Here is a 22,569-nt window from a genome sequence, read left to right on the forward strand (position 1 = left end):
CCGGCCGCCACGGGCGCAGAGTCGGTCACAGGACCCACCATCTACCGAAAGGCGCGCCACCATGGCCGACACCGTCTCCGGCGGCACCCTCACACCTGCCGAGGGCCTCACCCTCACCCGCATGGGATACGGCGCCATGCAACTGGCCGGCCCCCACGTCTTCGGCCCGCCGAAGGACCGCACCGAAGCGGTGGCCGTCCTCCGCGAGGCCGTCGAGCGGGGCATCACCCACATCGACACCAGCGACTTCTACGGCCCGGTCGTCGTCAACGAGATCATCAAGGAGGCCCTCCACCCCTACCCCGACGACCTGCACATCGTGACCAAGGTCGGCGCCCGGCGCGGCCCCGACGGCAGCTGGATCATGTCCCGCCACCCCGAGGACCTCAAGGCACAGGTCCACGACAACCTCCGCAACCTCGGGCTCGACGCGCTGGACGTGGTCAACCTTCGGGTCGGCGCCCAGGACACCGCCGACGAGGAGTCGATCGGCGAGAAGTTCGGCGCCCTGGCCGAGCTGCGGAAGGCGGGGCTGATCCGGCACCTCGGGCTGAGTACGGTCTCCGCCGCCCAGCTGGCCGAGGCGCAGGCCATCGCGCCGGTCGTCACCGTGCAGAACCTCTACAACCTGGCCAACCGGCAGGACGACGACCTCGTCGAGCGGTGTGCCGCGGAGAACATCGCGTTCGCCGCGTACTTCCCGCTCGGCGGGTTCACCCCGCTGCAGTCGAAGACCCTCGCCGAGGTCGCCGCCCGGCTGGACGCCTCGCCCCAACAGGTCGCCCTGGCCTGGCTGTTGCAGCGCTCGGCCACCACCGTCCTGATCCCGGGCACCTCGTCCCGCGCCCATCTGCGCGAGAACATCGCCGCCGCGGACCTGGTGCTGCCCGCCGACGCGATCGCCGAACTCGACACCATCGGCGGCTAGGGCCTGTCCGGCGGATCAGGTCGGAGGAAAGCAGCGGCGCCTCATAAGCACGGGTGAGCGGGGTCCGGCGCGTGCAGCTGCAAGGCGGAGGAGGGGGGCGACGCGGAGCGTCGGCGACCGACGACAACGCCGCAGATGTGCGTGCCAGACCCCGCGTCTCCGGCATGATCCGCCGGACAGGCCCTAGGGCCGAGGCCGTGTGAAGGGAGGGCGGGGGTGGGCCGCCCCCGCCCTCGGGGCCGCCGACCGAGGGCGGGAGGAGCAGGGTCGGCGGCCGTTTGGCGCGGGAGAGCCGCCGTCCAGCGCGTGGCCTCCGAGAAGGGCCGATTCCAGTGGACCGCTCCGTGCCGTGCGCCGGGAGCGTGCGCGACGCACCGGAGTGTGCGCGTGGTTCACACGGGGCGCATGGAAAGTCGAAAGCCGGTGCGAGGGAAGCGGAGTTGCCGGTGCCTCTGACTTTCTTTCAAAGGTATGGATGTTGCCCAAGTGCCTTGTTGGGTTCAGTGGGTTGTGCAAGGGTGAAACGCCCGCGCGAGGGTAATGCCCGGGGCTCGTTCACCTGTTGATGAACCGAATCCGAGGAATCCACTCCGTGTCCCTCCCTCCCCCTCCTCGTCCTCCTTACCCCCCGCCGGACAGCGGGGCTCCCGAGGAATCCGACGAGACGCTGGCCGCCCGGCTGCGGGGCCGCCCGGAGGGTGAGGCCGCGCATTCCGTCGCGCTGTTGATGGCGCGGCACTGGCAGCCGGTCCAGGATTACGCGGAGGTCTGTCTCGCCGCCACGGGCAGTGTCCCCGCCATGGCCGCCGCTGCCGCCTTCCATCGGGTGTTCGACCGGCTGACGTTCGGCGAACCGGGCGTGGCACTGCGCCCCCGGCTGCTGCTGACCGTGCGTGACACGATCCGGGAGTGGGCGGCGGAGGAGCGAATATCCGGTGTTCTGCCGGACCTGGAGAAACCCTCCGGGGGCCGCGCGATGCGTTCTGCCAAGTCCATGACATCCGAAAATCGCAAGCTCGCCGAGCGGTCTTTCCAGACCCTTCAGCCGTTCGCCCAGTGTCTGCTGTGGCACACCGAGGTCGAGGCCGAGACGATAACCGTGCCGGCGGCACTGCTCGGGATGGATACCGACACCGCGTCGGCCGCTCTCCAGCAGGCGCACGAAAAATTCCGCGAGGGCTGTGTACGCGCCCACCGGGAACTCGCGCCGACCAAGGATTGCAGCTTCTACAACCGTCTCCTCGACGTCCCCATTCGACGCGGCGGCACACTGCTGCCCGATGTCCAGCAGCATCTCGCCCAGTGCCGCTACTGCCGATTCGCCGCCGAACAACTGAGTTATTTCGAAGGCGGGTTGGGAGTCCTGCTCGCGGAGGCGGTGCTCGGCTGGGGAGCCCGCGACTACCTCGCGTCGCGCCCCGGCCGCGCCCGGCCCGCCACCCGGACACGGACCGCCGGCCGGCACGGCGGGCACGGTGGGCACAGTGGCGGCACGGGACGGCACCGGATGCTCTCCCGGCTCCCCGCGCCCGGCCGCCGCATCGTGGACGCTGCCAGGTCGGCCGGGTCCGGCCGGTCGTCCCGCTCGTTCTTCGTCGGTGCCGGACTGATCGGCGCCGGGGTCGTCGCGAGCGTCGTCGCCGTCAGCCTGTGGCCGGACAACGGCGGCACCGCCGACCCGGTCGCCTCCACCAACGGAAGCGGACACGTGTCATCGTCGGCGCCCGGCACCGCCCGGCTCCCCTCCGTACCCGGGCAGACGAGGCTGCGCAACGCCGCCGCCGACCTGTGCCTGGACATCCGGGGCACCGTGAAGGCAGGCGCCGACACCGTGCTCGCGACCTGCTCCTCCGCCGAGACCCAGGAGTGGTCGTACGGGACCGACGGGCTGTTGCGCAGTGCGGCGGACTCCGGGCTGTGCCTGGACTCGCACGCGGACGCCGGTGTCGTCGTGCTCGGCACCTGCGCGGACGCGAAGGCCAAGCGCGGCAACGATGTCCGCTACGACCTCACCGTGCGGGGCGAGTTGCTGCCCCGCTGGGACTCCGGGCTCGCGCTCACCACGACCACCAAGGACCCCGGCGCCGACATCGTCCTCAAGGTCCGCGACGGCTCCACCGCGCAACGGTGGCTGACCGACTCGGTGTCGGCCAGCCCCGGTTCGCTCTCGATCGCCGGCACGGGAGTCCCGTCCCCGCGCCCCGCGCACAACGCGGACCGGCTCAGCTGACGACATCACCCGGCCGCTCACCCGTCAGGAAACCGGCCGCGTTCCGCACGGCGGCCGGCGCGATCCGGACGACGGTCTCCCTGGTCACACCGCCGACATGCGGCGAGGGCACCACGTTCGGCGCTTGAGCAACCGCAGTGCGGGGGTGGGCGGTTCGGGGTCGAAGACATCGAGTCCCGCACCGGCCAGGGCGCCCGCTTCGAGGGCGTCCTGGCCGATCAACGCGCCCCGCGCGGTGTTGATCACGAACGCGGTCGGTCTGAGCAGCGCCGGCCGCTCGGCGGTCAGGAGATGCCGGGTCTCGTCGGTGAGCGGGGCGTGCTGGGTGACGTAGTCGGACAGGCGCAGCAGTTCGTCGAGCGGGACATGACGGGCGCCGCCGAGCCGCGCCGTCGTCTCCTCGGGCACGGGACGCCGGCCGGCGTGGACGACGGTCATGTCGAACGCGGCTGCCCTGCGGGCGACTTGCTGTCCGATGGCACCCAGGGCCTGTCCGGCGGATCAGGTCGCAGGAAAGTGACGGTGCCTGATCGGCGCCGGTGAGCGGGGTCTGGTGCGTCCCACTGCAAGGCGGAGGAGGGAGTCGACGCGGAGCGATGGGGCCCCTCCCGGTCGAGCGAAGCCGAGACTGGGGGAGAGTGACGACAACGCCGCAGGTGGGCGTGCCGGCCCCGCGTCTGCGACATGATCCGCCGGACAGGCCCAAGTCCCATGATGCGGAGGGTCTTGCCGGACAGCTCGGTCAGCGAGCTCTGCACCTGGGGCAGCGCCCAGTCCCCGTCTGCGAGCGCGGTGTGTGCGGGGACGATCCGCTTGGCCAGCGCCAGCGCCAGCGCCGGCATCAGGGCGAAGGTCTGCTCGGCCACGTTCTGTTCCTCGGCGCCGCTGGAGCCGAAGTTGCAGACGAGGACGTCTTGGGCACGCGCGGCGTCCAGGTCGACGTGGCCGAAGCCGTGGCTCGCGCACTGCACCAGCTCCAACTGCGGTGCGGCGGCGAGGTGTTCGGCGGTCACGGGGGAGAGCGCGGTGACGACGACACGCGCCGCGCGCAGGGCCGGGGGGTCCTCGTCGACCGCCTCCACGACGGTGGCGTGCACGCCGTCCGGCAGCAGTGCCGCCAGTCCGGCTGCCGCCGCGCGACCGCCGATGCGGGGCGGGACGACGGCCAGGACGTTCTTCTAGGTCGTGGAGGGCATGCGGAATCCTCGTCGCGGTGAGGGGCTTCAGGAGCGGGTGGCCGACTCGCCCAGGACGCGGGCCAGTTCGCGGGGCCGGGAGAACATCGGCCAGTGGCCCGTCTCCATGCGGACCAGCTCCCAGCGCCCGCTCGCGACCAGCTCGTCCGCCGGGGCCGGCAACTCGTCGCCGTCGAGCAGGCACTTGACGTAGGTGGCCGGGAGGTCGGCCAACGGGCGGGCGAGGACCGCCGGTTCGGTGAGGGTGGCACCCGGGTGCGGGGTTCCGTCGGTGACTATGCGGGCGATCTGCTTGTCCGTGAGGTCCTGGCCCGCGTAGTCGGCCCGGTCCAGGGGCGGCCAGACTCCGCCGCTCTCGTCGAGCGACTTCCTGATGTGGTCGCTCGGGAAGCTGTCCAGGAACGACTTCCCGTCCACCGGCACGTTCGAGTCGACGAACACCACCCGGGCCAGCCGGTCGCCGATCCGCTCCGCCGCCTGGCCCACAGGCACACCGGCGTAGCTGTGCCCGACCAGGACGACGTCCCGCAGATCGAGGCGCTCGACCTCGTCGACGATGTCCTGGACATGGGTCTGCTGCCCGGCCGGAACGCCCTGCTTCTCCGCCAGCCCGGACAGGGTCAGCGCATGCACCTCGTGCCCGGCCGCGCGCAGCTCAGGCAGCACCTCGTCCCACGCCCACGCACCGAGCCACGCGCCTGCCACCAAGATGAATCGAGTCATGGGGCAAACGTAGACGGTGGGTCTGACAACGGCTCTCCGGGACGGATCAGAGGGCCCGCGCGACAGCCCGTACCGGCGCGCCGTCCGCCCCCGGCAGCCGTAGCGGAAACAGGAACAACTCCAGGTCCGGGAGGTCCACCACCCGTTCAAGCCCCGTGAGGTTCTCGGCGATCACTCCGCCCGCGCCGCACAGCACCCGATGAGCGGGCAGGCCGAAGTCGGCCGTCGTATCGCCCGGTTCGGGCGTCGGATCGACACTGAGCGCGTCGACCGCGACCGTACGGACGCCCGCCTCGACGAGGGCTTCGGCGGCCTCGGGGGTGAGCCACGGGTGGGCGAGGTAGTCGTCGGTGCCCCAGTGCGCCGACCAGCCCGTGGCGAGCAACAGCAGCGAACCCGGGCGCAGTTGGCTCAGCGCAGGCAGCAGCAGTCCGGGCGCGATCGGTGCCCTGGCCGGCAGCCCCCGTACGTCGGCCACGACCGCGCGCCCGGCGAAGCGTTCCAGGGGAAGTGCGTCGAGGCGGGGCCAGCTGTCGTCCACGTGGTAGGGGGCGTCGACATGCGTGCCGGACTGCGAACCCATGCGCAGATGAAGGACGTTGACGCCGTCGCGGGGGACGGTCAGGGCGGGGGAGACCTCGACCGCCGGGTCACCGGGATACACGGGCATCCCGGTGACGACGGGCACGGAGAGGTCGATCCAGCCGGGCATCAGCTGCCCTCGGTGACCAGGGCGGGTGCCGCCACCGCTCCGGGGCCGGTGATCGGCGGCACCGGGACCTCGACGGTGCGGGCCAGCCGCGCCCCCTCCGGACCGTACACCGCGCGGGGTTCGGGGAACAGCCTGAGCAGCGACAGGAACAGTACGGCGGCCACGGCGAGCGAGAGCGGCAGGCTGATGTCGACGCCGTTGGCCAGGTCGCCGAGCGGGCCGACGAACTGCCCCGGGATGTTGGTGAACAGCACGCCCACCACGGCGGCCACCCACCAGGCGGTCATGCCACGCCAGTTCCAGCCGTGCGCGAACCAGTAACGCCCGCCGCGCTGACGGCGGTTGAAGACCTGGAGGGCGTCCGGGTCGTACCAGCCGCGCCGGGTGTAGAAGCCCAGCATCATCACGACCATCCACGGTGTCGTACAGGTGATGATCATCGTGGCGAACGTGGAGATCGACTGCACGAGGTCGAGGCCGAAGCGTCCGATGAAGATGAACGCGATGGACAGCACGCCGACCAGCAGCGTCGCCTGGACCCGTGACAGCCGGGGGAACACCGACGAGAAGTCGAGCCCGGTGCCGTAGAGCGAGGTCGTGCCCGTCGACATGCCGCCGATCAGGGCCAGCAGACAGACCGGCAGGAAGAACCAGCTCGGCGAGATCGCGAGGAGGCCGCCCACGAAGTCGGGGGCGGACGGGTCGACGTACTTGGGGGCCTTCGTGGCGATGATGCTCGCGGTCGCCAGGCCGAAGACGAACGGCAGCAGCGTCGCGATCTGGGACAGGAACGCGGCCCCGATCACCTTGCGGCGCGGGGTGTTCGCCGGGATGTAGCGCGACCAGTCGCCGAGGAACGCGCCGAAGGAGACCGGGTTGGAGAGCACGATCAGCGCCGCGCCGATGAACGACGGCCAGAACAGCGACTGCGTGGCCGCGTCCGCCGAGGACGTGAAGACTCCGGCGTACGACGGGTCGAAGTCACCGGCGAACGCGATCGCGCCGAGCAGGAACAGGACCGTCGCGGACGTAACAGCGATCTTGTTGACGAACAGCATGAACCGGAAGCCGTAGACGCAGACCGCGAGGACGAGTCCGGCGAACAGCGCGTACGCGACGACGTACGACAGCGTGCTCTGCTCCAGGCCGAAGAGCCGGTGCGCGCCGCCGACCAGGGCGTCGCCCGAACTCCACACCGAGATGGAGAAGAAGGCGACTGCGGTGAGGAGGGACAGGAACGAGCCGACGACCCGGCCGTGCACGCCCAGGTGCGCGGAGGAGGCGACCGCGTTGTTCGTGCCGTTGACCGGGCCGAACACCGCCATCGGACACAGGATCAGCGCGCCGACGACGACCCCGAGGAGCGTGGCCGCGAGGCCCTGCCAGAAGGAGAGGCCGAAGAGGATGGGGAAGGCGCCGAGGACACAGGTGGAGAAGGTGTTGGCGCCGCCGAACGCGACCCGGAACAGGTCGAGCGGGGTGGCGGTGCGGTCCGCGTCGGGGATGCGCTCGACGCCGTAGGTCTCGACCTCGGTCAGGGACTGGCTCGGCGTGGCGGGGGAGGGGGCGGGCTGCGAGGACAAGGGGGCTCCAGCGGGGGACGGCGGTGGAGCGCGGGGTGGCGCGGTGGCGGTGTGGACGGCTGGTCACGCGCGCGGGGTGGGCGGGGTGAGCGGATGCCGTCCTCAGGGTGTCCGCCGACGTTACGGTCGGCCGTGATACCCGCACCAGAGGACGGTTCATCCATCTTCCGTGCCGTGGGTGGAGGAATTGTCCACCCTGATGCCCTGGTGTCACTAGCTCTCGGTCGGGGTGTCCTCCGGTTCGGCGTCGGGGCCCTGGGCGCGGACCCGCTGGACGTGTTCGAGGGAGTCGCGCAGTTCGGCGAGCCAGTCGTCGGTGTGCCGCTGGACGAGGCGCACGCACCAGGCGAGGGCGTCGCTGCGGCTGCGGGCCACGCCGGCGGCGATGAGGGTGTCGAGGACCTGGCGCTCTGGCTGGCGCAGCCGGGTCATGACGGGGGCGGAGATGTGGGTGAACAGGGAGCGTTCCCCGGCGCACTCGGCACCCCACGAGACCTTCCTGCGGAACCGGTGCTCGGCCTCGCGGGCGACCGCGATCCGGGTCTCCCGGGTGCGCTCGCGGAACTCCTGGACGCGGCCCTGGATCGCCGCCTCCTTCTCGGCGTCCGAGACGTCCTCGGCCAGCTTGGGCGCGGGGATGCGGCCGATGACGGTGACCTCCTCGCGGTCGACCGTGACCTCGACCAGCTCCTCGAAGAGGTCGTCGGGCAGACGGCCGGTGAACCAGCCGCGAAGCTTCTCCTGCTGCTCTGTCGTAATCATGTAATGACGATTACTCGCGAGCGGTGCAGATGCAAGGGGCTGCGGCGGAGTGCGCCGAGAGCTGAAGCGGAATGTTTCGGGACTGTTTCAAGACGATTGGCGAGGGCGGGTAAACCGGCCAACCGGCCCGATTCGGAGATCGGGAAGCCCGTGGTTCCGGGGTTCGCGCGTTCGAATTCTGTGACTTCACGCCACTGATTCAACACGCAAGGTTACTGAAAGCTGTGGGTGGGATGTGTGTTCCGGCGGTGGACTCGGCAGAGTGGCGCCCGCCGGTTCGGCACCGACCGAGCGGGACCGGCATCTCTTCGGACCGATCCGTTCGTGATCGGTTCGTATCGAGCGGAAGGATGCACACAATGCGGAACACCGCGCGCTGGGCAGTGACTCTGGGCCTGACGGCCACCGCCGTCTGCGGGCCCCTCACCGGGACCGCCCTCGCGGCCCACGGCACCGGCCCGTCCGCGCTCTACGCCCCGTCGGCCCTGGTGCTGACCATGGGCCACGGGGACGACGCCGCCCTCGCGACACCGGAACGCGCAGTGACCCTCACCTGCGCGCCCACCTCCTCCGGCACCCACCCGTCGGCCGCCCAGGCGTGCGCCGAACTGCGCGGGATCGGCGGGGACTTCGACGCCCTGGCGGCCCGGAGCGATGTGCTCTGCAACAAGCTCTACCGTCCCGTCGTCGTCACCGTCGAGGGTGTCTGGCAGGGCAAGCGCGTCTCCTACGAGCGCGTCTTCTCCAACGAGTGCGTGAAGGACTCCTACGGGTACGGAGGTGTCTTCACGTTCTGAGAGACCGGGGTCGCACGGTCTCCGTGAGCATCAGGGAGGGTCCGTAGCTGGGGAGTGCGCACCCCTGTCGCGGAGTACCGCGATCCCGCACCAGGGGTCGGCCGGGCGGTGTGGGGTCGCCCGAGCCGGCCCCTGTTCTCATTGCGGCTTCTCCTCCTGGGAGGGCATCGCGCGCAGTGGCGGAAAGCGGCCGAACAGACCCGAGGCGCGCAACAGTCGGTCGATGCGCGGCCCGTCGGAGACGATCCGCAGCCGCCCGCCGCGTTCCCTCGCCCGCCGCTCGGCCCGGCACAGAACGCGCAGCCCCGAACAGTCGAGGAACTCCACGGGCCGCAGATCCACCAGTACATCGGGCTCCGCGACCGCCGTCGCGGCGTCCAGGTGCTCGACGACCAGGTCGGCGGTCGCCATGTCGATCTCGCCGGAGACCTCGACCACCGTGAAGGGGCCGTACGACCGCGTCAGGGCGCAGGAGTTGGCCGCGGGACTGTCGCGTTCGTCCGCTTCCGCTGTCATGGCCGCTCCACCTCGGCACGGGGCGCATTCGGTCTCGGTAGTTACCCCGGAGAAGCCCTGAACATCCATGACACGCCGCCCGCAAGATCTGGTTCACTCGACATGGTGAACTTCGGTCAGAAAGGTTGACTTTCTGTCAGTAGGACAGTGGAGAGGGGCCGCCGTCTCCCTGTGGACGGCGACCCCTCGGTCTCTGCGGCTCACCTCTCGGCGGAGTGGATCACATGTGGACGACCGGTGCGGCGTCCGCGTCCTGCTGCGGAACTCCGCGACGGTAGAGCCCGAGCGCGATCAGTGTGCCCGCGGCGAAGAAGCCCGCCGACCACCAGAACGCGGTGGTGTAGCTCTCGATCGTGGCCTGCGCCTGGACCAGCTTGTTGGTCGCGTCCTTCCCAGCCAGGTAGTCCGTCGCGGCGCTCGCGGCCAGGGTGTTCAGCAGCGCCGTACCGATCGAACCGCCCACCTGCTGCATGGCGTTGACCGTCGCGGAGGCGACACCCGCGTCCTCGGCGGCCACCCCGCCCGTGGCGAGCTGCATCGCCGGAGGCATCACCATGCCGAGGCCCGCGCCGATCACGATCAGCTGCGGCAGGACGTGGCTCGCGTAGGAGGAGCCGACCCCGATGCCGGTCAGCCAGGCCATGCCGACCATGGCGATCGCGAAGCCCAGCGGAATGACGACCTTCGGGCCGAGGCGTGGCACCAGGACCGTGGTGCCCACCTGCGCCATGACCATCAGCGCGCCGATCATCGGCAGGAACGCGACACCGGTCTTGGTCGGGCTGAAGCCCAGGTTCAGCTGGAGGTAGTAGGTGAGGAAGAGGAAGACACCGAACATGCCCGCACCGGTGATCAGTACGGCGAGGAACGAGGCGCCCCGGTTGCGGTCGAGCAGGATGCGCAGCGGCAGCAGCGGGTGCTCGGCGCGGTTCTGCCACCAGACGAAGGCCGCCAGCAGGACGACGCCCACGATCAGGAAGCCCCAGGTCTGCGGCGAACTCCAGTCGTGTGTCTCGGCGTTGGAGAAACCGTAGACGAGGGAGAACAGACCGCCGGCGACGAGGACCGTGCCCGGCACGTCCAGCTTGGAGCCCGCCGCGTCACGGTGGTTGGAGAGCAGGACCCAGCCGCCGGCGAAGGCGACGAAGGCGATGGCGACGTTGACGTAGAGCGTCCAGCGCCAGTCGAAGGCGTCGGTCAGCACACCGCCGAGCAGCAGGCCCACCGCACCGCCGGCGCCCGCGATGGCGCCGTACACGCTGAAGGCCCGGGCGCGCTCGCGGGCGTCCGTGAACGTCGTGTTGAGCAGGGAGAGCGCGGCCGGCGCGAGCAGTGCGCCCGCGACACCCTGGAGGGCGCGTGCGGTGACCAGCATGCCGAAGCTGTTGGCGGCACCGCCGAGGGCGGAGGCGCCGGCGAATCCGACGACACCGACGAGGAAGGCGGTCTTGCGGCCGAAGAGGTCGGCGATCCGGCCGCCGAGCAGCAGCAGGGAGGCGAACGCCAGGGCGTACGCGGTGACGATCCACTGCCGGTTGCCGTCGGAGAAGCCGAGGTCCTTCTGGGCCGACGGCAGGGCGATGTTCACGATGGTGGCGTCGAGGACGACCATCAGCTGAGCCACGGCGACGATCGCGAGGATCCACCACCGCTTCGAGGAGGACGCGGGCTGCGCCTCCGCGACACCCGACTGGGTGCCTTCGGTCAGTGTCTTCTGGGACATCGGGAACCACTCCAGGGAAGTCGTTCGGGGTTTACCAAAACGTAAACGAAACGGTTTCGTACACATCGACAGTAGAGCACTTTCAGCGAAACGGCAACGTTTCGCTGGGGACGGGGATCAAGGCATGCGCAAGGGCAGGTTCGAGGCCGACGGGGCCGGGCTGTACTACGAGATGCGCGGCAGCGGCCCGGCGCTGTTGATGATCAGCGGGGCCGGCGGAGACGCCGGCTACTACGACGGCGTCGCGGAGATCCTTTCCGACGCTTTCACGGTGATCTCCTACGACCGGCGCGGCAACTCGCGCAGCACCGGCCGGACCGCGACACCGATGGACCTCGCCGTGCAGGCCGCCGACGCCCGCGCGCTCATCGACGGCCTGGCCGGCGGGCGGGCGCTGGTGTTCGGCAACAGCGGCGGCGCGATCATCGGACTCACGCTGGCCGCACTCCACCCGCAGGTGATGACGGGCCTGATCGCCCATGAACCGCCCGCCGTGAACGTCCTGCCCGACGGCGACCCCGGGCGCGGCTTCTTCGCCGAACTCGCCGCGCTGTACGCGCAGGGCGGGGCGCTGGCGGCGGGCCGACGGTTCGCCGAGACCACCCGGGGCGAGGGCACGTACCGCTGGCCCGGTGACCTCTGGAAGCGGTTCCTGGGAAACCAGGACCACCTCTTCGGCACGGAGTGGTCGGGCTTCGCCGGCTTCCGACCTGACGAGGCCGCGCTCAAGTCGGCGCCGTTTCCCGTCGTGTTGGGCGCGGGAGCGGAGGACCGGGGCACCTACTACGCCCGCCCGTCGATCGAGATCGCCCGCCGGATCGGGGCGCCGTGGGCCGAATTCCCCGGCATCCACATGGAGTTCCTGCGCGACCCGGACCGATTCGCGGCGGCGCTACGGGTGTTGGCGACACAGTTGCACAGCCGCGACGGCGACGTCCACGAGCGGTGGCAGGGTGTCGCTCAGTGAGAGTCGAGCAGCTCCGCGACCAACACCCGCCGCAGCCAGGCCCGGTAGGCCTCCAGCGTCCAGCCCCGGTGTCTGCGCAGGAGTTGATGCATGTGCGGTGACGTGAGCGCGTAGAGCGTGTCGGCGGCGGTGCGCGCGTCGAGGCCCGCACGCAGGGCCTCACGCTCCTCAAGTGCCGTGGTCAGGGCCAGATGCACGCCGTACGTCGCCTCGGCACCGGCGTCCGCGGACGCCCGCATGTCCGGGTCGGCGCCCGCCGCCTCGACGGTCACCATGATCAAGTCACCGGCGCGCTCCAGCAGTTCGGTGATCTGGTCGACGCTGCGGCCGATCGCGCGCCCGGGGTCGGGCTCGTCCCGGATCTCGAGGGTCTCGGGGCGGTCCGGGACGGCGACCGGCTCCTCGTCGCCGGCGATCGCGACACCCAGGGTGTGCCCGAACAGGGCGGCCTTGGTGGGGAACGCGTCGTACAGCGTGCGCTCGCCGACACCGGCCAGTGCCGCCACCTCCTTCATGCGCGTGCCGGTGAACCCCTTCTCCGTGAACAGCCGGGAGGCCGCCTCCCGGATGCGGGCGCGGGTCGCCGCGGCCGTCTCGGCGCGCTTGGCCGAGCGGTAGGGCCGCTTCTGGTTGACGGGGTCGGGCATGGGGAGGAGTCTAGATGGAAATCGTCGCAGTCGTACTGCGGTGAAATGGGACCAGTGCGATGAGGAGTGTGGGTGCCATGCCGGAGCTCGCCGGAATCCACCACGTGAAGATGCCCGTCACCGACCTCGACCGCTCGCGGGAGTGGTACGGCCGCGTCCTCGGTTTCAAGGTCACGCACGAGTTCCCGGACGCGGACGGTGTCGTGCGAGGGGTGGCGGGTGAGGTGCCGGGACTCGGCGACTCGATGCTCTGTCTGCGGGTCAACTCCCAGGCGGCACAAGGCTGTCAGGGCTTCGACCCGGTCAGCTTCGCGGTCCGGGACCGCGCCGATGTGGAGGCCTGGGCCGCTCACCTGGACGCGCTCGGCATCCCGCACTCGCCGGTGATCGAGGCGTCGATCGGCTGGCTGCTGGTGCTCAACGACCCCGATGGCCTCGATCTGCATCTGTACAGCTGGGCGGCGCACGGGGTGGATCACGGGGGTGTGGCGGGGTACGGCCGCCCGGTTTCCTGAGGACCATGCATGCCTTGACCGGCATATAACCATCGAGGCATATTGGAGTCATGTCCGACGCCTCGCTCTGGACCGCCCTCGCCGATCCCCACCGGCGGGCCATCGTCGCCCTGCTTCTGGAGCGGCCCCGGCCCGTCGGCGAGATAGGGGAGGCCTGCGGTCTGAGCCAGCCCAGCACGTCCAAGCATCTGCGGGTGCTGCGGGACGCGGGCCTGGTCCGGGTACGGCAGGACGCGCAGCGCCGCGTCTACGCCCTCGACCCCGCCCCGATCGCCGCCCTCGACGCCTGGCTCGCGCCCTACCGCGACCTGTGGAACCGCAGCCTCGACAGGCTGGGCCGGCGCCTCGACGAGACGTCGGACGACGATGCCCGGAAACCCGTCCCGAAGGACTGATCCGCCATGTCCGTCGATCTCACCGGCACCTATCTCACCCTCGACGACGGCCGCCCCGCCGTCCGTTTCAGCCGCGTCTACGACCAACCCCTGGACCGCGTCTGGCAGTTCGTGACCGACCCCGACCAACTCGCCCAGTGGTTCCCCTCGCGCGCCGAGTTCGAGATGCGCCCCGGCGGCACGGTCACGTTCAGCGGCGACCCGAACATGCCGGAGTCGACAGGCAAGGTCATCGCCGTCGACCCGCCCCGCCACCTCTCCTTCGAATGGGGCGGCGACGAGCTGCACTTCGACCTGGAGGAGGTCGAGGAGAAGCGCACCCGCTTCACCCTCACCAACGTCCTGAGCGCCGCGGACACCGCGTCCCGCAACGGGGCCGGGTGGGAGGTGTGCCTCGCCGCACTGGACGCGAAGGCGCGTGGCGAGCGCGTTGCGGGACCGCATGCCGGTGCCGGCGCGCCCTGGAAGGCGTTCTACGACGGGTACTCGGCGGCCGGGATCCCCTCCGGCGCGCCCGTGCCCGGCCTGGACTGACAGCTCACGCCATCTGCCGCCGCACCAGCTCGTGCAGCCGACCGCCCGTGTCCGCCAACAGCTGTGCGGGCGGGCCCTGTTGGGCGACCTTGCCGTCCTCCATGACGACCACGCGGTCGGCGTCCAGGACGGTCGACAGGCGGTGCGCGATGACGATCCGGGTCGCGTTGAGGGCCTTGGTGCTCTCGATCACCGTCCGCTGGGTCTCGTTGTCGAGGGCGCTGGTCGCCTCGTCGAAGAAGAGGATGCGCGGCCGGCGGATCAACGCCTGGGCGATCATGAGGCGTTGACGCTGGCCGCCCGACACCGCGCCGCTGCCCGCGACGATGGTGTGCAGGCCCATCGGCATCCGCTTGATGTCCTCGGCGAGCCCCGCCATCTCGGCCGCCGCCATCGCCTCCTCCGGCGTGAACGGCTCGGTGCCGCAGATGACGTCCAGGATGGAACCGGTGAAAGGCTGCGCGTGCTGGAGCACCACCCCGCACTGCCGCCGTACGGCCGACTGGTCGAGGGCGCCCAGGTCCTGGCCGTCGTAGAGGACGCTGCCCGAGACCGGTTTGTCGAAGCCGATGAGGAGGCGCAGCAGGGTGGACTTGCCGCAGCCGCTGGGGCCGACGATCGCCACGAACTCGCCCGCGCGCACCTGGAACGACACGTCGTCGAGGACGAGGGGGCCGTCGTCGGCGTACCGGAAGGACAGGCGGCGGGCCTCGATCGCGCCGGAGAGGCGGCCGGGGCGGGTGCTCGCGGTGCGGACCTCCGGGGCCGCGTCCAGGACCGGCCTGATCTCCTCGAACAGCGGCAGTGCGGACACCACCGAGACGAAGGCACCGGTCAGGCTGGTGACGGAGGTCAGGACCATCGTCACCGAGGTGTTGAAGGTGAGGAAGGCGGCGGCCGACATCGAGCCGCGTGCCGGGCCCGCGAGGAGCATGAACATCAGCAGGGTGCAGACGGGCAGATACACCGCGCCCAGCACCGTGGTGAGGTTCTTGATCCGGCCGACCTTCTGCTGGAGTTCACGGCTGCGCGCGAACTCGGAGGCCCAGGCGGCGTAGGCGTAGTTCTCGGCCGCCGCCACTCGCAACTTCGGTAGTCCGCGCAGGGTTTGGAACGCCTGGTTGTTCAGCTTGTTGCTGAGCACGACCAGTCGGCGCTGCCAGCGCACCTGCCACAGACCGAGGCCCAGGAACACGGCCGCGATCACCACGAGCATGCCGATCGCGGCGAGCGCCATCGAGGGGCTGTACCAGAACAGCAGGCCCAGGTTCATCGCGCCGACCGTCAGCGACTGGGCGACCACGGGCCCGATTCCCGCCAGCAGACGGCGAATCGAGCTGATGCCCATCGCCGCGCTCGCCAGCTCTCCTGTCGAGCGTTCGGTGAAGAACTTCGTCGGCAGTCTCAACAGGCGGTCCCAGACGGCCGGTTGGAGCGTGGCCTCGATCCGGCCCTCCAGACGGAGGATGGTGAGGTTCTCCAGCAGCATGAAGGCCGCCGCCACCACGCTCGTCACCATCACGGCCAGACAGACCTGGACGATCAGGTTCGTCTGGGCCTTCGGCACGAACTCGCCGAGCACCTTGCCCGTCGCGATCGGCACCAGCGCCCCGATCGCCACCGTCACCAGCCCGCTGATCAGGAGGTTCGAGATGTCGCCGCCGGTGCCCTGCATGCTGAAGCGCAGGAGCCTCAGCGGACTGAGTCGGCGCTCGGGCAGCGGGCGGTAGAACATCACCGCGCGCGGCTCGAACTCCTCCGCGTTCGCCTTCTCGATCGGCGTCTCGCGGCCCGTCGCCGGATGGACGGCCACGTATCCGCCGCGCCGCCACAGCAGCGCGACCGGCGCCCCGGACAGCGCCCGATGGCCCACAAGGGGACCGACGTTGTCCCGCCACCAGCGTCCGTCGAGCCGTACGGCCCGCACCCGGACGCGTGAGGCGAGGGCGATCCGCTCGACCGGGTCCAGCCGGTCGCTCTCGCTGCCGCTCTGCGCGGGTTCGGCGAGCGTGATGCCGGCCGCCTCGGCGACCAACTTGCAGGCCGCGTACGACGCGTCGGCGTCGGCGGCCGTCGTGCGCCGGGCCGACGACTTGCCGATCGACGCCAGAAGTGTCCGGTCGGCCTGGGCGCGGACCGCCTCACCGGCCTTGATACCGGCGGCGGTTCGCGTCTCGTGGGTGCGCTCCAGCTGCTCGATCCACTTGTCCAGCGTGGAAAGGAGGCGGTACTGCTGGTCGACCATGCCCTGCCAGACGCCCGGGTCCATCAGCAGATCGGCCGCCGCCTCCGCGCCGTACAGCGACCCGTACTGCACGCTGCCGGGCGGCACTTGCATCCAGAACACGTCGTCGTCGGTGAGCGCGGCGGCCCGTTCGGTCGCCATCGGGGCCTGGAAGAGGATGGAGAGACCGCGACCCACGCCGAGGGCGAGGGCGTATTCGAGCGGGCTCGAAGTCGGGGGCACGTACTGGGGGTTGCCGTACTCGTCGTATGACCAGGTCTGGGTGTTCGCGGGCTGGTACAGCTCGCGCAGGTTGATGCGGTGCACCACGCAGTCCCGCAACGGGCGTGCGACCAGGGTGTGTTGGGGGCCGGTGACCGGGCCGAGCAGCAGCGAGCCCGCCTCCAGCCGGCCGAGGTGGTGCCAGTGGCCCTGCTGTACGGCGTCCACCGCGAAGAGGTCGATGGCGCCCGACGCGACCAGCCACAGCACCTGCGGGCCTTCGAGGTCGAGGCGGTTGAACCCGGTGCAGTCGATCGGCGTGCCCAGGGATCCCAGCGCGCCGAGGACCAGGTCGCCTTCCTGAACGGACGTCATCTCAGCGCTCCTTGACCAGCGTGGCGTACGCGCCGCCGGCCGCCACCAGGGTCTCGTGCCGCCCGCGTTCCACGATCGTGCCGTGTGCGAGGACGACGATCTCGTCGCTGTCGCGCACGGTGCTCAGCCGGTGTGCGATCACCACGCAGGCGCAGCCGCGCTTGCGCAGGTTGTCCATCACGACCAGCTCGGTCTCCGCGTCCAGGGCGCTCGTCACCTCGTCGAGGACGAGGATGCTGGGCCTGCGCACCAACGCCCGCGCTATCTCCAGGCGTTGGCGCTGACCGCCGGAGAAGTTGCGCCCGTCCTGCTCGACCCGGCTGTGGATGCCGCCGGGCCGCCGCATCACCACGTCGTACAGGGCCGCGTCCCGCAGCGCGTCCGTCACCGCGTCGTCCGGGATCGACGGGTCCCACAGCGCCACGTTGTCGCGGACCGAGCCCTCGAAGAGGAACACGTCCTGGTCGACGAAGGAGACGGAGGCGGCGAGCGCGCCGCGCGGGATGTCCTCAAGGCGGTGGTCGTCGATGCGGATCACGCCCTCCCACGGTGTGTAGAGACCCGAAATCAGCCTCGACACCGTGGACTTGCCGCTGCCGGAGCCGCCGACCAGCGCCACCTGCTGGCCCGGGCCGACCGTGAGCGAGAAGCCGGTGAGGAGGGGCTTGTCGAGAGGGCTGTAGCCGAAGGTGATGTTCTCCAGCTCGACGTGCCCCTGCAGTCGGCGGGTCGAATCGGCGCCGCCCGCACGGGAGTAGAGGGGATCGGCCTGGAAGTTCTCGACATCCTTGAGGCGGGCCACGTCTGCGGCGAAGTCCTGGATGCGGCCCGCGACGCCGTTGAGCCGGGTGATCGGCGCGGTGAAGCGGGTGACGAGTGCCTGGAAGGCGACCAGCAGACCGACCGAGATGCCCCCCTCCACGGCCCGCATGCCGCCGATCCACAGGATCAGCGCGCTGTTGAGGGAGGCGAGCGTCGGTGCGACCACGCCCAGCCAGGCGCTCGGCACCCCGAGCCGCTGCTGCTCCTCCAGGGTGGTGGCGTGCTGCCCGGCCCACTTGCGGAAGTAGCCGTCCTCGCCGCCGGTCGCCTTCATCGTCTCGATCAACTGGAGCCCGGTGTAAGCGGTGTTGGTCAACCGGGCGCTGTCGGCGCGCAGTTTCGCCGTGCGGGTCGCGCGCAGCCGGATGACGACGCGCATCGCCACCACGTTCAGCAGGGCAACACCTATGCCCACATAGGTGAGTTGGGGGTCGTAGGTGTAGAGGAGCACCGCGTAGAGCACGACGACCACCGCGTCCACGCCCGCCGCCGACAGGTCGCGGGCCAGGGTCTCCGCGACGGAGTCGTTCGACTGGAGGCGCTGCACCAGGTCGGCCGGGCTGCGCTGGGAGAAGAACGTCACCGGCAGCCGCAGCAGATGGCGCAGGAAGCGGGCGCTGGAGAGCGTGGAGGAGATGATGCGGCCGTGCAGCAGGTTCGCCTGTTGCAGCCAGGTCAGCACCAGCGTGAGCAGGACGCAGGTCCCCATGGACGCGAACAGCACGCCCAGCAGGGAGGTTTGACCACCTATCAGGAACATGTCGATGTAGGTCCGGCTGAGCGCGGGCATCGCCGCGCCGACCAGGACCAGCAGCAGGCTGGAGAGGACGGCGGCGGGCATCGTGCCCGCGGTGCCGCGCAGCCGGGCGGGCATCGCGCCCAGGACGCCGGGCTTGCGCCCGCCCTTCTCGAAACCGTCGCCCGGTTCCATGACGAGGACGACTCCGGTGAAGCTGGAGTCGAAGTCCTCCATGGGCACGAACCGGCGGCCCTTGCCGGGGTCGTTGATGTACACCCCGCGGCGGCCGAGGCGGCGGCCCATGCCGTCGTAGACGACGTAGTGGTTGAACTCCCAGAACAGGACGGCGGGGGATCGCACTTCGGCGAGGGCGGCGGTGTCCATCTGCATGCCCTTGGCCGTGAGGCCGTAACTGCGGGCAGCCTTCAGCAAGTTGCTGGCGCGCGAGCCGTCGCGGGAGACACCGCAGGCGATGCGCAGTTCCTCCAGCGGGATGTGGCGGCCGTAGAAGCCGAGGACCATCGCGAGGGAGGCGGCGCCGCACTCGACGGCCTCCATCTGGAGCACGGTGGGCGAACGGACCGTCTTCGCACGGCCTTTGGGCACCGGGCGTTTCGGTGGGGCGGAACGGCGCCGGGAACGGGTGTCCTGTGCGGGGCTCACGGCAGCAGCCAATCGAGGGGACGCTGATCGGCCAGCCGGATCGAGGCCGAGGCCATGGTCATGGAGGTGAGGGCGAAGGGGGGTCCGTCGGCGGACGACCACTTGTAACCGCTCTTCGTGCGGGCCGACTTGTCGAGCTTCACCAGCACGGCCACCGGTCTGCCCTTCTTCGTGAACTGCTCGCCCAGTTGGCTGTCCCCGAGGAACGCGGCGATCTGCTGCGCGGACTCCGCGGACCGGTCCACCGCCTTCACATGGCCGCGCAGCACTCCGTACGTCTGTGTCGGCACGGACGAGACGGTCAGGTCGACGGCGGCGTTCGCGGGGATGGCGGCGGCGTTCTCGGCGGGGACGTACACCGTCGCGTAGAGAGGGTCGGAGGCATGCGCGACCTTCTCCACGGCGGCGACGTTCGCGCCGGTCTGGATGATCTGGCCGATGGTGGCGGCGAGCGCGGTGATCCGGCCCGCGGCGACCGTGCGTACGACGGAGTCGCCGTCGGCCGTACGGACCTGCAGGACAGGGGAGTTGGCCGGCAGCCGCTCGCCCTCCTGGGCGACGACGGCGGTGACCTGGCCTGCGACCGGGCTCTGCAGGACGTAACTGCCCTCGCCGTGCGTGAGAACGGCGGACGCCCCGACCGTGGAGGCCACGGTACCGGTCACCGCCCACACGGAGGCGGCGGCCACGACGACCACCGTCACACAGAGCACGAGCCAGCCCTGCGGGCGCGCGAAGCGCACCGGAAGATCGAGCTCCTCGGGCGACTGCAGCTTGGCGAGGGCCTGTTGGCGGAACTGCACGGGACTTCCCTCACCTGGGGGAGAGATCTTCTACGGCACCCACGTACGGCACCTGATGACGACACCGGAAAGTCCCGGAGCCGGGAAACGGCTCCGGGACTCGGTGGAACAAGGGGCGATCAGAGACCGGCGACCAGGTTCGTGACCGGGGCCACGTTCACGCCGGTGGTGCCCTCGACCGTGCCGATGACCGAGTCGACCAGGCCGGAGACCGGGACAACCCCGTCGACCAGGCCGGTGACGGTGCCGAGGGCGTTCAGGGAGAGACCACCGGAGACGTTGTCGAGCTCGGCGTCGGAGATCTCGACGGTCTGGACCTGGGGGGTGGAGTTCATGGGGGAACTTCCCTTCATATGGATATTCACAAGGGGGGAGCGGCCCCCTCTGGGGACAGACGACGGCCGCGACCGCAGGCGCCGGGCGCCGTTTCCGGAGCCCTTGCGGCTCCTGCGGTGCGATGGATCAAAGCACGCCGCTGACCGGCGCAGCCAATCAAACTCCCGTCCCACCAGGGCACTTGAGCCCCAGGAGGCGCGAACCGTGCAGGCGTGGGCACGAGGTGTCGGCGAGTTCTTCACACGCTGCACGGCATCGCTCCGCAGGAGGGCTTGCGGAGCCGAAGCGGAATCGGGCACTCCCCACCAAAGGCGTTTCCGGGGGCGTGTGCATGTGCAGATCCGTCGGGTCCGGTGACTTGGTTGGGTACGCGCTGTGCAGATTCCCTGAAGCCAGGATTCCGTCGACCGTTCTCGACGGACCGTTACTGATCGATCGCTTTCCGTTCCGGTCGAGGAGTCGGTCAACTGAGCGCGCACGCGTGGTGGTTCCGGTGGCCACCGATTCGATCAAGACATCCGGCCGCTCGGCGGACATCGGACGCACAGGGCCCGCCGTGCCGTGGGCACAGGCCCGCAGCCACCTCGTACCCCTGCCGGGTCAGCGCTTGGACATGGCCGATTCGCGTTTTCGCAAAGGAAGTTGAGAAACGGAATTGAACACCTCACGTGACACGTGCGTATCAACGGGCATCCAGGCGCCCCCATAAGCCGCCACCCCCGGCGGCACAGACCCCGGTCCCCAGGAGGTCGAGAAGTTTGAGTCACAAGCGAATTCCGAAGCGCAAGGCCGCGATAGCTGTCGGCGGTGTCGCTGCACTCGGAGCGGCGGCGATCCTGCTGCCGAACGCCAACGCGTCGCAGGACAACTCGGCAGGCGCCGCCACCCCCAAGACCCTCAAGGCGACGGGCGCCTCGGACCTCTCCTCGCAGATCGCGGGACTGCTCGGTGACGCCTTCGCCGGGTCCTACTACGACAGCGCCACCCAGCAGCTCGTCGTCAACGTGATCTCCGGCGACAACAACAACGTCGTCGTACAGGCGGAGAAGGCCGGCGCCAAGGTGCGCGAGGTGCAGAACAGCACCGCCGAACTCACCGCCGCCGCCCAGGTGTTGAAGACCAAGGCCACCGTCCCCGGTACCGCCTGGTCCGTCGACCCGAAGACCAACAAGATCCAGGTCCTCGCCGACAGCACCGTCACGGGCAGCAAGTGGGACACCGTGCTCTCGACGGTCAAGAGCCTCGGCACGAACATGGCCACGGTCAAGAAGACCGCCGGCTCCTTCAAGACCCTGGTGTCGGGCGGCGACGCCATCTTCGCCCAGACCGACCAGGGCGGTGTCCGCTGCTCCCTCGGCTTCAACGTCACCGCGAGCGACGGCACCCCCGCCTTCCTGACCGCCGGACACTGCGGCGTCGCGGCGAAGCAGTGGTCGGACACGCAGGACGGCCAGCCGATCGCCACGGTCGACCAGGCCGTCTTCCCCGGCAACGACTTCTCCCTGGTGAAGTACGACGACCCGGCCACCCAGACCACGAGCGACGTCAACGTGGGCAACGGCCAGACCGTCGCGATCAACCAGGCCGAGGACGCCACGGTCGGTACCCAGGTCTTCCGGATGGGCTCCACCACCGGTCTGCACGACGGCACGGTCACCGGCCTCGACGCGACCGTCAACTTCCAGAGCGAGACCGACCCCAACGGTGTCGACACCGTCAACGGCCTCATCCAGACGGACGTCTGCGCCGAGGCGGGTGACAGCGGCGGCTCGCTCTTCACCCAGGACGGCGGCGCGGTCGGCCTCACCTCCGGCGGCAGCGGCGACTGCACCAGCGGCGGCGAGACCTTCTTCCAGCCGGTCACCGCCGCGCTGACGGCGACGGGGGCCACCCTCGGCGACGCCGGTGCGGGTGCCGGTGCGGGCGACGACACCGCCACGGCGGACCCGTCGGCGACCGCGGCCGACCCGTCGGCCACCGACGGCACCGGCGACCAGTCCGGAGCCGTGGACCCGTCCGCGACCGACGGCACGGGCGACCAGTCCGGCACCGGCGACGCGACGGGTGACGGAACCGGCGAGGCCACCGGCGACGGGACCGGAGCCGACGACGGCTCCTCGCTGACCTCAAGCCACTGATCCGACCCCTTCCAGCGTT

At 70.4% G+C, this 22,569-nt stretch carries 19 protein-coding genes and 2 pseudogenes; 8 read left to right on the forward strand and 13 right to left on the reverse strand.

From position 1 onward, the window contains the following. Positions 1 to 61 precede the first annotated feature (61 nt). A complete protein-coding gene (locus ACIBJH_RS07990; RefSeq protein ID WP_399115989.1) occupies positions 62 to 928 on the forward strand; it encodes an oxidoreductase in 867 nt (288 codons plus the stop codon). A 592-nt stretch (positions 929 to 1,520) separates the two neighbouring features. Next, positions 1,521 to 3,158 carry an RICIN domain-containing protein gene (locus ACIBJH_RS07995; RefSeq protein WP_399115990.1) on the forward strand — a complete coding sequence of 546 codons (1,638 nt, stop codon included), beginning with the start codon at positions 1,521 to 1,523 and terminating at the stop codon, positions 3,156 to 3,158. On the opposite strand, the pseudogene ACIBJH_RS08000 reads toward ACIBJH_RS07995, so the two are convergent. The 6 genes and pseudogenes from ACIBJH_RS08000 to ACIBJH_RS08025 all read right to left on the reverse strand — a co-directional run. After that, a pseudogene (locus ACIBJH_RS08000) lies at positions 3,151 to 3,644 on the reverse strand (2-hydroxyacid dehydrogenase); the annotation flags it as partial. The gene ACIBJH_RS07995 and the pseudogene ACIBJH_RS08000 overlap by 8 nt on opposite strands. Positions 3,645 to 3,865: 221 nt before the next feature. Continuing rightward, positions 3,866 to 4,327 (reverse strand): annotated as a pseudogene (locus ACIBJH_RS08005) (phosphoglycerate dehydrogenase); the annotation flags it as partial. A 54-nt stretch (positions 4,328 to 4,381) separates the two neighbouring features. Then, entirely contained in the window at positions 4,382 to 5,077 is a 696-nt protein-coding gene (locus ACIBJH_RS08010) for an alpha/beta fold hydrolase (RefSeq protein WP_399115991.1), read from the reverse strand. Between the two features lie 46 nt (positions 5,078 to 5,123). Then, positions 5,124 to 5,789: a cyclase family protein gene (locus tag ACIBJH_RS08015; protein WP_399115992.1), complete on the reverse strand. Its 666-nt coding sequence runs from the start codon at positions 5,787 to 5,789 to the stop codon at positions 5,124 to 5,126. Then, positions 5,789 to 7,372, reverse strand: a complete 1,584-nt coding sequence (locus tag ACIBJH_RS08020) for a purine-cytosine permease family protein (protein WP_399115993.1) — start codon at positions 7,370 to 7,372, stop codon at positions 5,789 to 5,791. The genes ACIBJH_RS08015 and ACIBJH_RS08020 overlap by 1 nt, the downstream gene beginning before the upstream one ends. Positions 7,373 to 7,585: 213 nt before the next feature. Then, complete coding sequence (locus tag ACIBJH_RS08025; RefSeq protein WP_399115994.1) at positions 7,586 to 8,134, reverse strand: hypothetical protein; 549 nt, start codon at positions 8,132 to 8,134, stop codon at positions 7,586 to 7,588. 359 nt (positions 8,135 to 8,493) lie between these two features. On the opposite strand from ACIBJH_RS08025, the gene ACIBJH_RS08030 reads away from it, so the two are divergent. Further along, a complete protein-coding gene (locus ACIBJH_RS08030; RefSeq protein ID WP_399115995.1) occupies positions 8,494 to 8,931 on the forward strand; it encodes a protease inhibitor in 438 nt (145 codons plus the stop codon). A 138-nt stretch (positions 8,932 to 9,069) separates the two neighbouring features. Here the strand turns inward: ACIBJH_RS08030 and ACIBJH_RS08035 are convergent, their stop codons facing one another. Both ACIBJH_RS08035 and ACIBJH_RS08040 read right to left on the reverse strand, forming a co-directional pair. After that, positions 9,070 to 9,447, reverse strand: coding sequence for an STAS domain-containing protein (locus tag ACIBJH_RS08035; RefSeq protein ID WP_399115996.1), 378 nt, complete (start codon positions 9,445 to 9,447; stop codon positions 9,070 to 9,072). A gap of 220 nt (positions 9,448 to 9,667) precedes the next feature. Then, a complete protein-coding gene (locus ACIBJH_RS08040) occupies positions 9,668 to 11,170 on the reverse strand; it encodes an MFS transporter (RefSeq protein WP_399115997.1) in 1,503 nt (500 codons plus the stop codon). A gap of 124 nt (positions 11,171 to 11,294) precedes the next feature. On the opposite strand from ACIBJH_RS08040, the gene ACIBJH_RS08045 reads away from it, so the two are divergent. After that, positions 11,295 to 12,137 (forward strand): alpha/beta fold hydrolase, encoded by an 843-nt coding sequence (locus ACIBJH_RS08045; RefSeq protein ID WP_399115998.1) that lies wholly within the window; start codon positions 11,295 to 11,297, stop codon positions 12,135 to 12,137. On the opposite strand, the gene ACIBJH_RS08050 is transcribed toward ACIBJH_RS08045, so the two are convergent. Next, the gene (locus ACIBJH_RS08050; RefSeq protein ID WP_399115999.1) at positions 12,131 to 12,784 is read right to left on the reverse strand and encodes a TetR/AcrR family transcriptional regulator; all 654 of its coding nucleotides are present in this window, start codon (positions 12,782 to 12,784) and stop codon (positions 12,131 to 12,133) included. The genes ACIBJH_RS08045 and ACIBJH_RS08050 overlap by 7 nt on opposite strands. Before the next feature lie 77 nt (positions 12,785 to 12,861). On the opposite strand from ACIBJH_RS08050, the gene ACIBJH_RS08055 reads away from it, so the two are divergent. From ACIBJH_RS08055 to ACIBJH_RS08065, 3 genes are read left to right on the forward strand one after another with little or no spacing between them, the layout of a single operon-like run. Next, the gene (locus ACIBJH_RS08055; RefSeq protein WP_399116000.1) at positions 12,862 to 13,299 is read left to right on the forward strand and encodes a VOC family protein; all 438 of its coding nucleotides are present in this window, start codon (positions 12,862 to 12,864) and stop codon (positions 13,297 to 13,299) included. Between the two features lie 50 nt (positions 13,300 to 13,349). Continuing rightward, positions 13,350 to 13,694: an ArsR/SmtB family transcription factor gene (locus ACIBJH_RS08060; RefSeq protein ID WP_399116001.1), complete on the forward strand. Its 345-nt coding sequence runs from the start codon at positions 13,350 to 13,352 to the stop codon at positions 13,692 to 13,694. A gap of 6 nt (positions 13,695 to 13,700) precedes the next feature. Further along, complete coding sequence (locus ACIBJH_RS08065) at positions 13,701 to 14,228, forward strand: SRPBCC family protein (protein ID WP_399116002.1); 528 nt, start codon at positions 13,701 to 13,703, stop codon at positions 14,226 to 14,228. 4 nt (positions 14,229 to 14,232) lie between these two features. On the opposite strand, the gene ACIBJH_RS08070 is transcribed toward ACIBJH_RS08065, so the two are convergent. The 4 genes from ACIBJH_RS08070 to ACIBJH_RS08085 all read right to left on the reverse strand — a co-directional run bounded on the left by ACIBJH_RS08070 (position 14,233) and on the right by ACIBJH_RS08085 (position 20,411). Then, on the reverse strand, positions 14,233 to 17,049 hold the full coding sequence (locus ACIBJH_RS08070; RefSeq protein WP_399116003.1) for an NHLP bacteriocin export ABC transporter permease/ATPase subunit: 2,817 nt from the start codon (positions 17,047 to 17,049) through the stop codon (positions 14,233 to 14,235). A 1-nt stretch (position 17,050) separates the two neighbouring features. Further along, positions 17,051 to 19,273 (reverse strand): NHLP family bacteriocin export ABC transporter peptidase/permease/ATPase subunit, encoded by a 2,223-nt coding sequence (locus tag ACIBJH_RS08075; protein ID WP_399116004.1) that lies wholly within the window; start codon positions 19,271 to 19,273, stop codon positions 17,051 to 17,053. Continuing rightward, positions 19,270 to 20,076 (reverse strand): HlyD family efflux transporter periplasmic adaptor subunit, encoded by an 807-nt coding sequence (locus tag ACIBJH_RS08080; protein WP_399116005.1) that lies wholly within the window; start codon positions 20,074 to 20,076, stop codon positions 19,270 to 19,272. The genes ACIBJH_RS08075 and ACIBJH_RS08080 overlap by 4 nt, the downstream gene beginning before the upstream one ends. 119 nt (positions 20,077 to 20,195) lie before the next feature. Beyond that, positions 20,196 to 20,411 (reverse strand): type A2 lantipeptide, encoded by a 216-nt coding sequence (locus tag ACIBJH_RS08085; protein WP_399116006.1) that lies wholly within the window; start codon positions 20,409 to 20,411, stop codon positions 20,196 to 20,198. A 759-nt stretch (positions 20,412 to 21,170) separates the two neighbouring features. Between ACIBJH_RS08085 and ACIBJH_RS08090 the strand changes: the two genes are divergently transcribed. Then, positions 21,171 to 22,550: a S1 family peptidase gene (locus tag ACIBJH_RS08090; RefSeq protein WP_399116007.1), complete on the forward strand. Its 1,380-nt coding sequence runs from the start codon at positions 21,171 to 21,173 to the stop codon at positions 22,548 to 22,550. Positions 22,551 to 22,569 lie beyond the last annotated feature (19 nt).

The organism is Streptomyces sp. NPDC050548 (assembly GCF_044457385.1).
Classification (GTDB): domain Bacteria; phylum Actinomycetota; class Actinomycetes; order Streptomycetales; family Streptomycetaceae; genus Streptomyces.

What these genes read in the sequence shown, in the direction of transcription:
- ACIBJH_RS07990 (WP_399115989.1), top strand. Translation starts at nt 62, where the DNA reads ATGGCCGACACCGTCTCCGGCGGCACCCTCACACCTGCCGAGGGCCTC.
- ACIBJH_RS08010 (WP_399115991.1), bottom strand. Translation starts at nt 5,077, where the DNA reads ATGACTCGATTCATCTTGGTGGCAGGCGCGTGGCTCGGTGCGTGGGCG.
- ACIBJH_RS08015 (WP_399115992.1), bottom strand. Translation starts at nt 5,789, where the DNA reads ATGCCCGGCTGGATCGACCTCTCCGTGCCCGTCGTCACCGGGATGCCC.
- ACIBJH_RS08025 (WP_399115994.1), bottom strand. Translation starts at nt 8,134, where the DNA reads ATGATTACGACAGAGCAGCAGGAGAAGCTTCGCGGCTGGTTCACCGGC.
- ACIBJH_RS08030 (WP_399115995.1), top strand. Translation starts at nt 8,494, where the DNA reads ATGCGGAACACCGCGCGCTGGGCAGTGACTCTGGGCCTGACGGCCACC.
- ACIBJH_RS08035 (WP_399115996.1), bottom strand. Translation starts at nt 9,447, where the DNA reads ATGACAGCGGAAGCGGACGAACGCGACAGTCCCGCGGCCAACTCCTGC.
- ACIBJH_RS08040 (WP_399115997.1), bottom strand. Translation starts at nt 11,170, where the DNA reads ATGTCCCAGAAGACACTGACCGAAGGCACCCAGTCGGGTGTCGCGGAG.
- ACIBJH_RS08045 (WP_399115998.1), top strand. Translation starts at nt 11,295, where the DNA reads ATGCGCAAGGGCAGGTTCGAGGCCGACGGGGCCGGGCTGTACTACGAG.
- ACIBJH_RS08050 (WP_399115999.1), bottom strand. Translation starts at nt 12,784, where the DNA reads ATGCCCGACCCCGTCAACCAGAAGCGGCCCTACCGCTCGGCCAAGCGC.
- ACIBJH_RS08055 (WP_399116000.1), top strand. Translation starts at nt 12,862, where the DNA reads ATGCCGGAGCTCGCCGGAATCCACCACGTGAAGATGCCCGTCACCGAC.
- ACIBJH_RS08060 (WP_399116001.1), top strand. Translation starts at nt 13,350, where the DNA reads ATGTCCGACGCCTCGCTCTGGACCGCCCTCGCCGATCCCCACCGGCGG.
- ACIBJH_RS08065 (WP_399116002.1), top strand. Translation starts at nt 13,701, where the DNA reads ATGTCCGTCGATCTCACCGGCACCTATCTCACCCTCGACGACGGCCGC.
- ACIBJH_RS08070 (WP_399116003.1), bottom strand. Translation starts at nt 17,049, where the DNA reads ATGACGTCCGTTCAGGAAGGCGACCTGGTCCTCGGCGCGCTGGGATCC.
- ACIBJH_RS08085 (WP_399116006.1), bottom strand. Translation starts at nt 20,411, where the DNA reads ATGAACTCCACCCCCCAGGTCCAGACCGTCGAGATCTCCGACGCCGAG.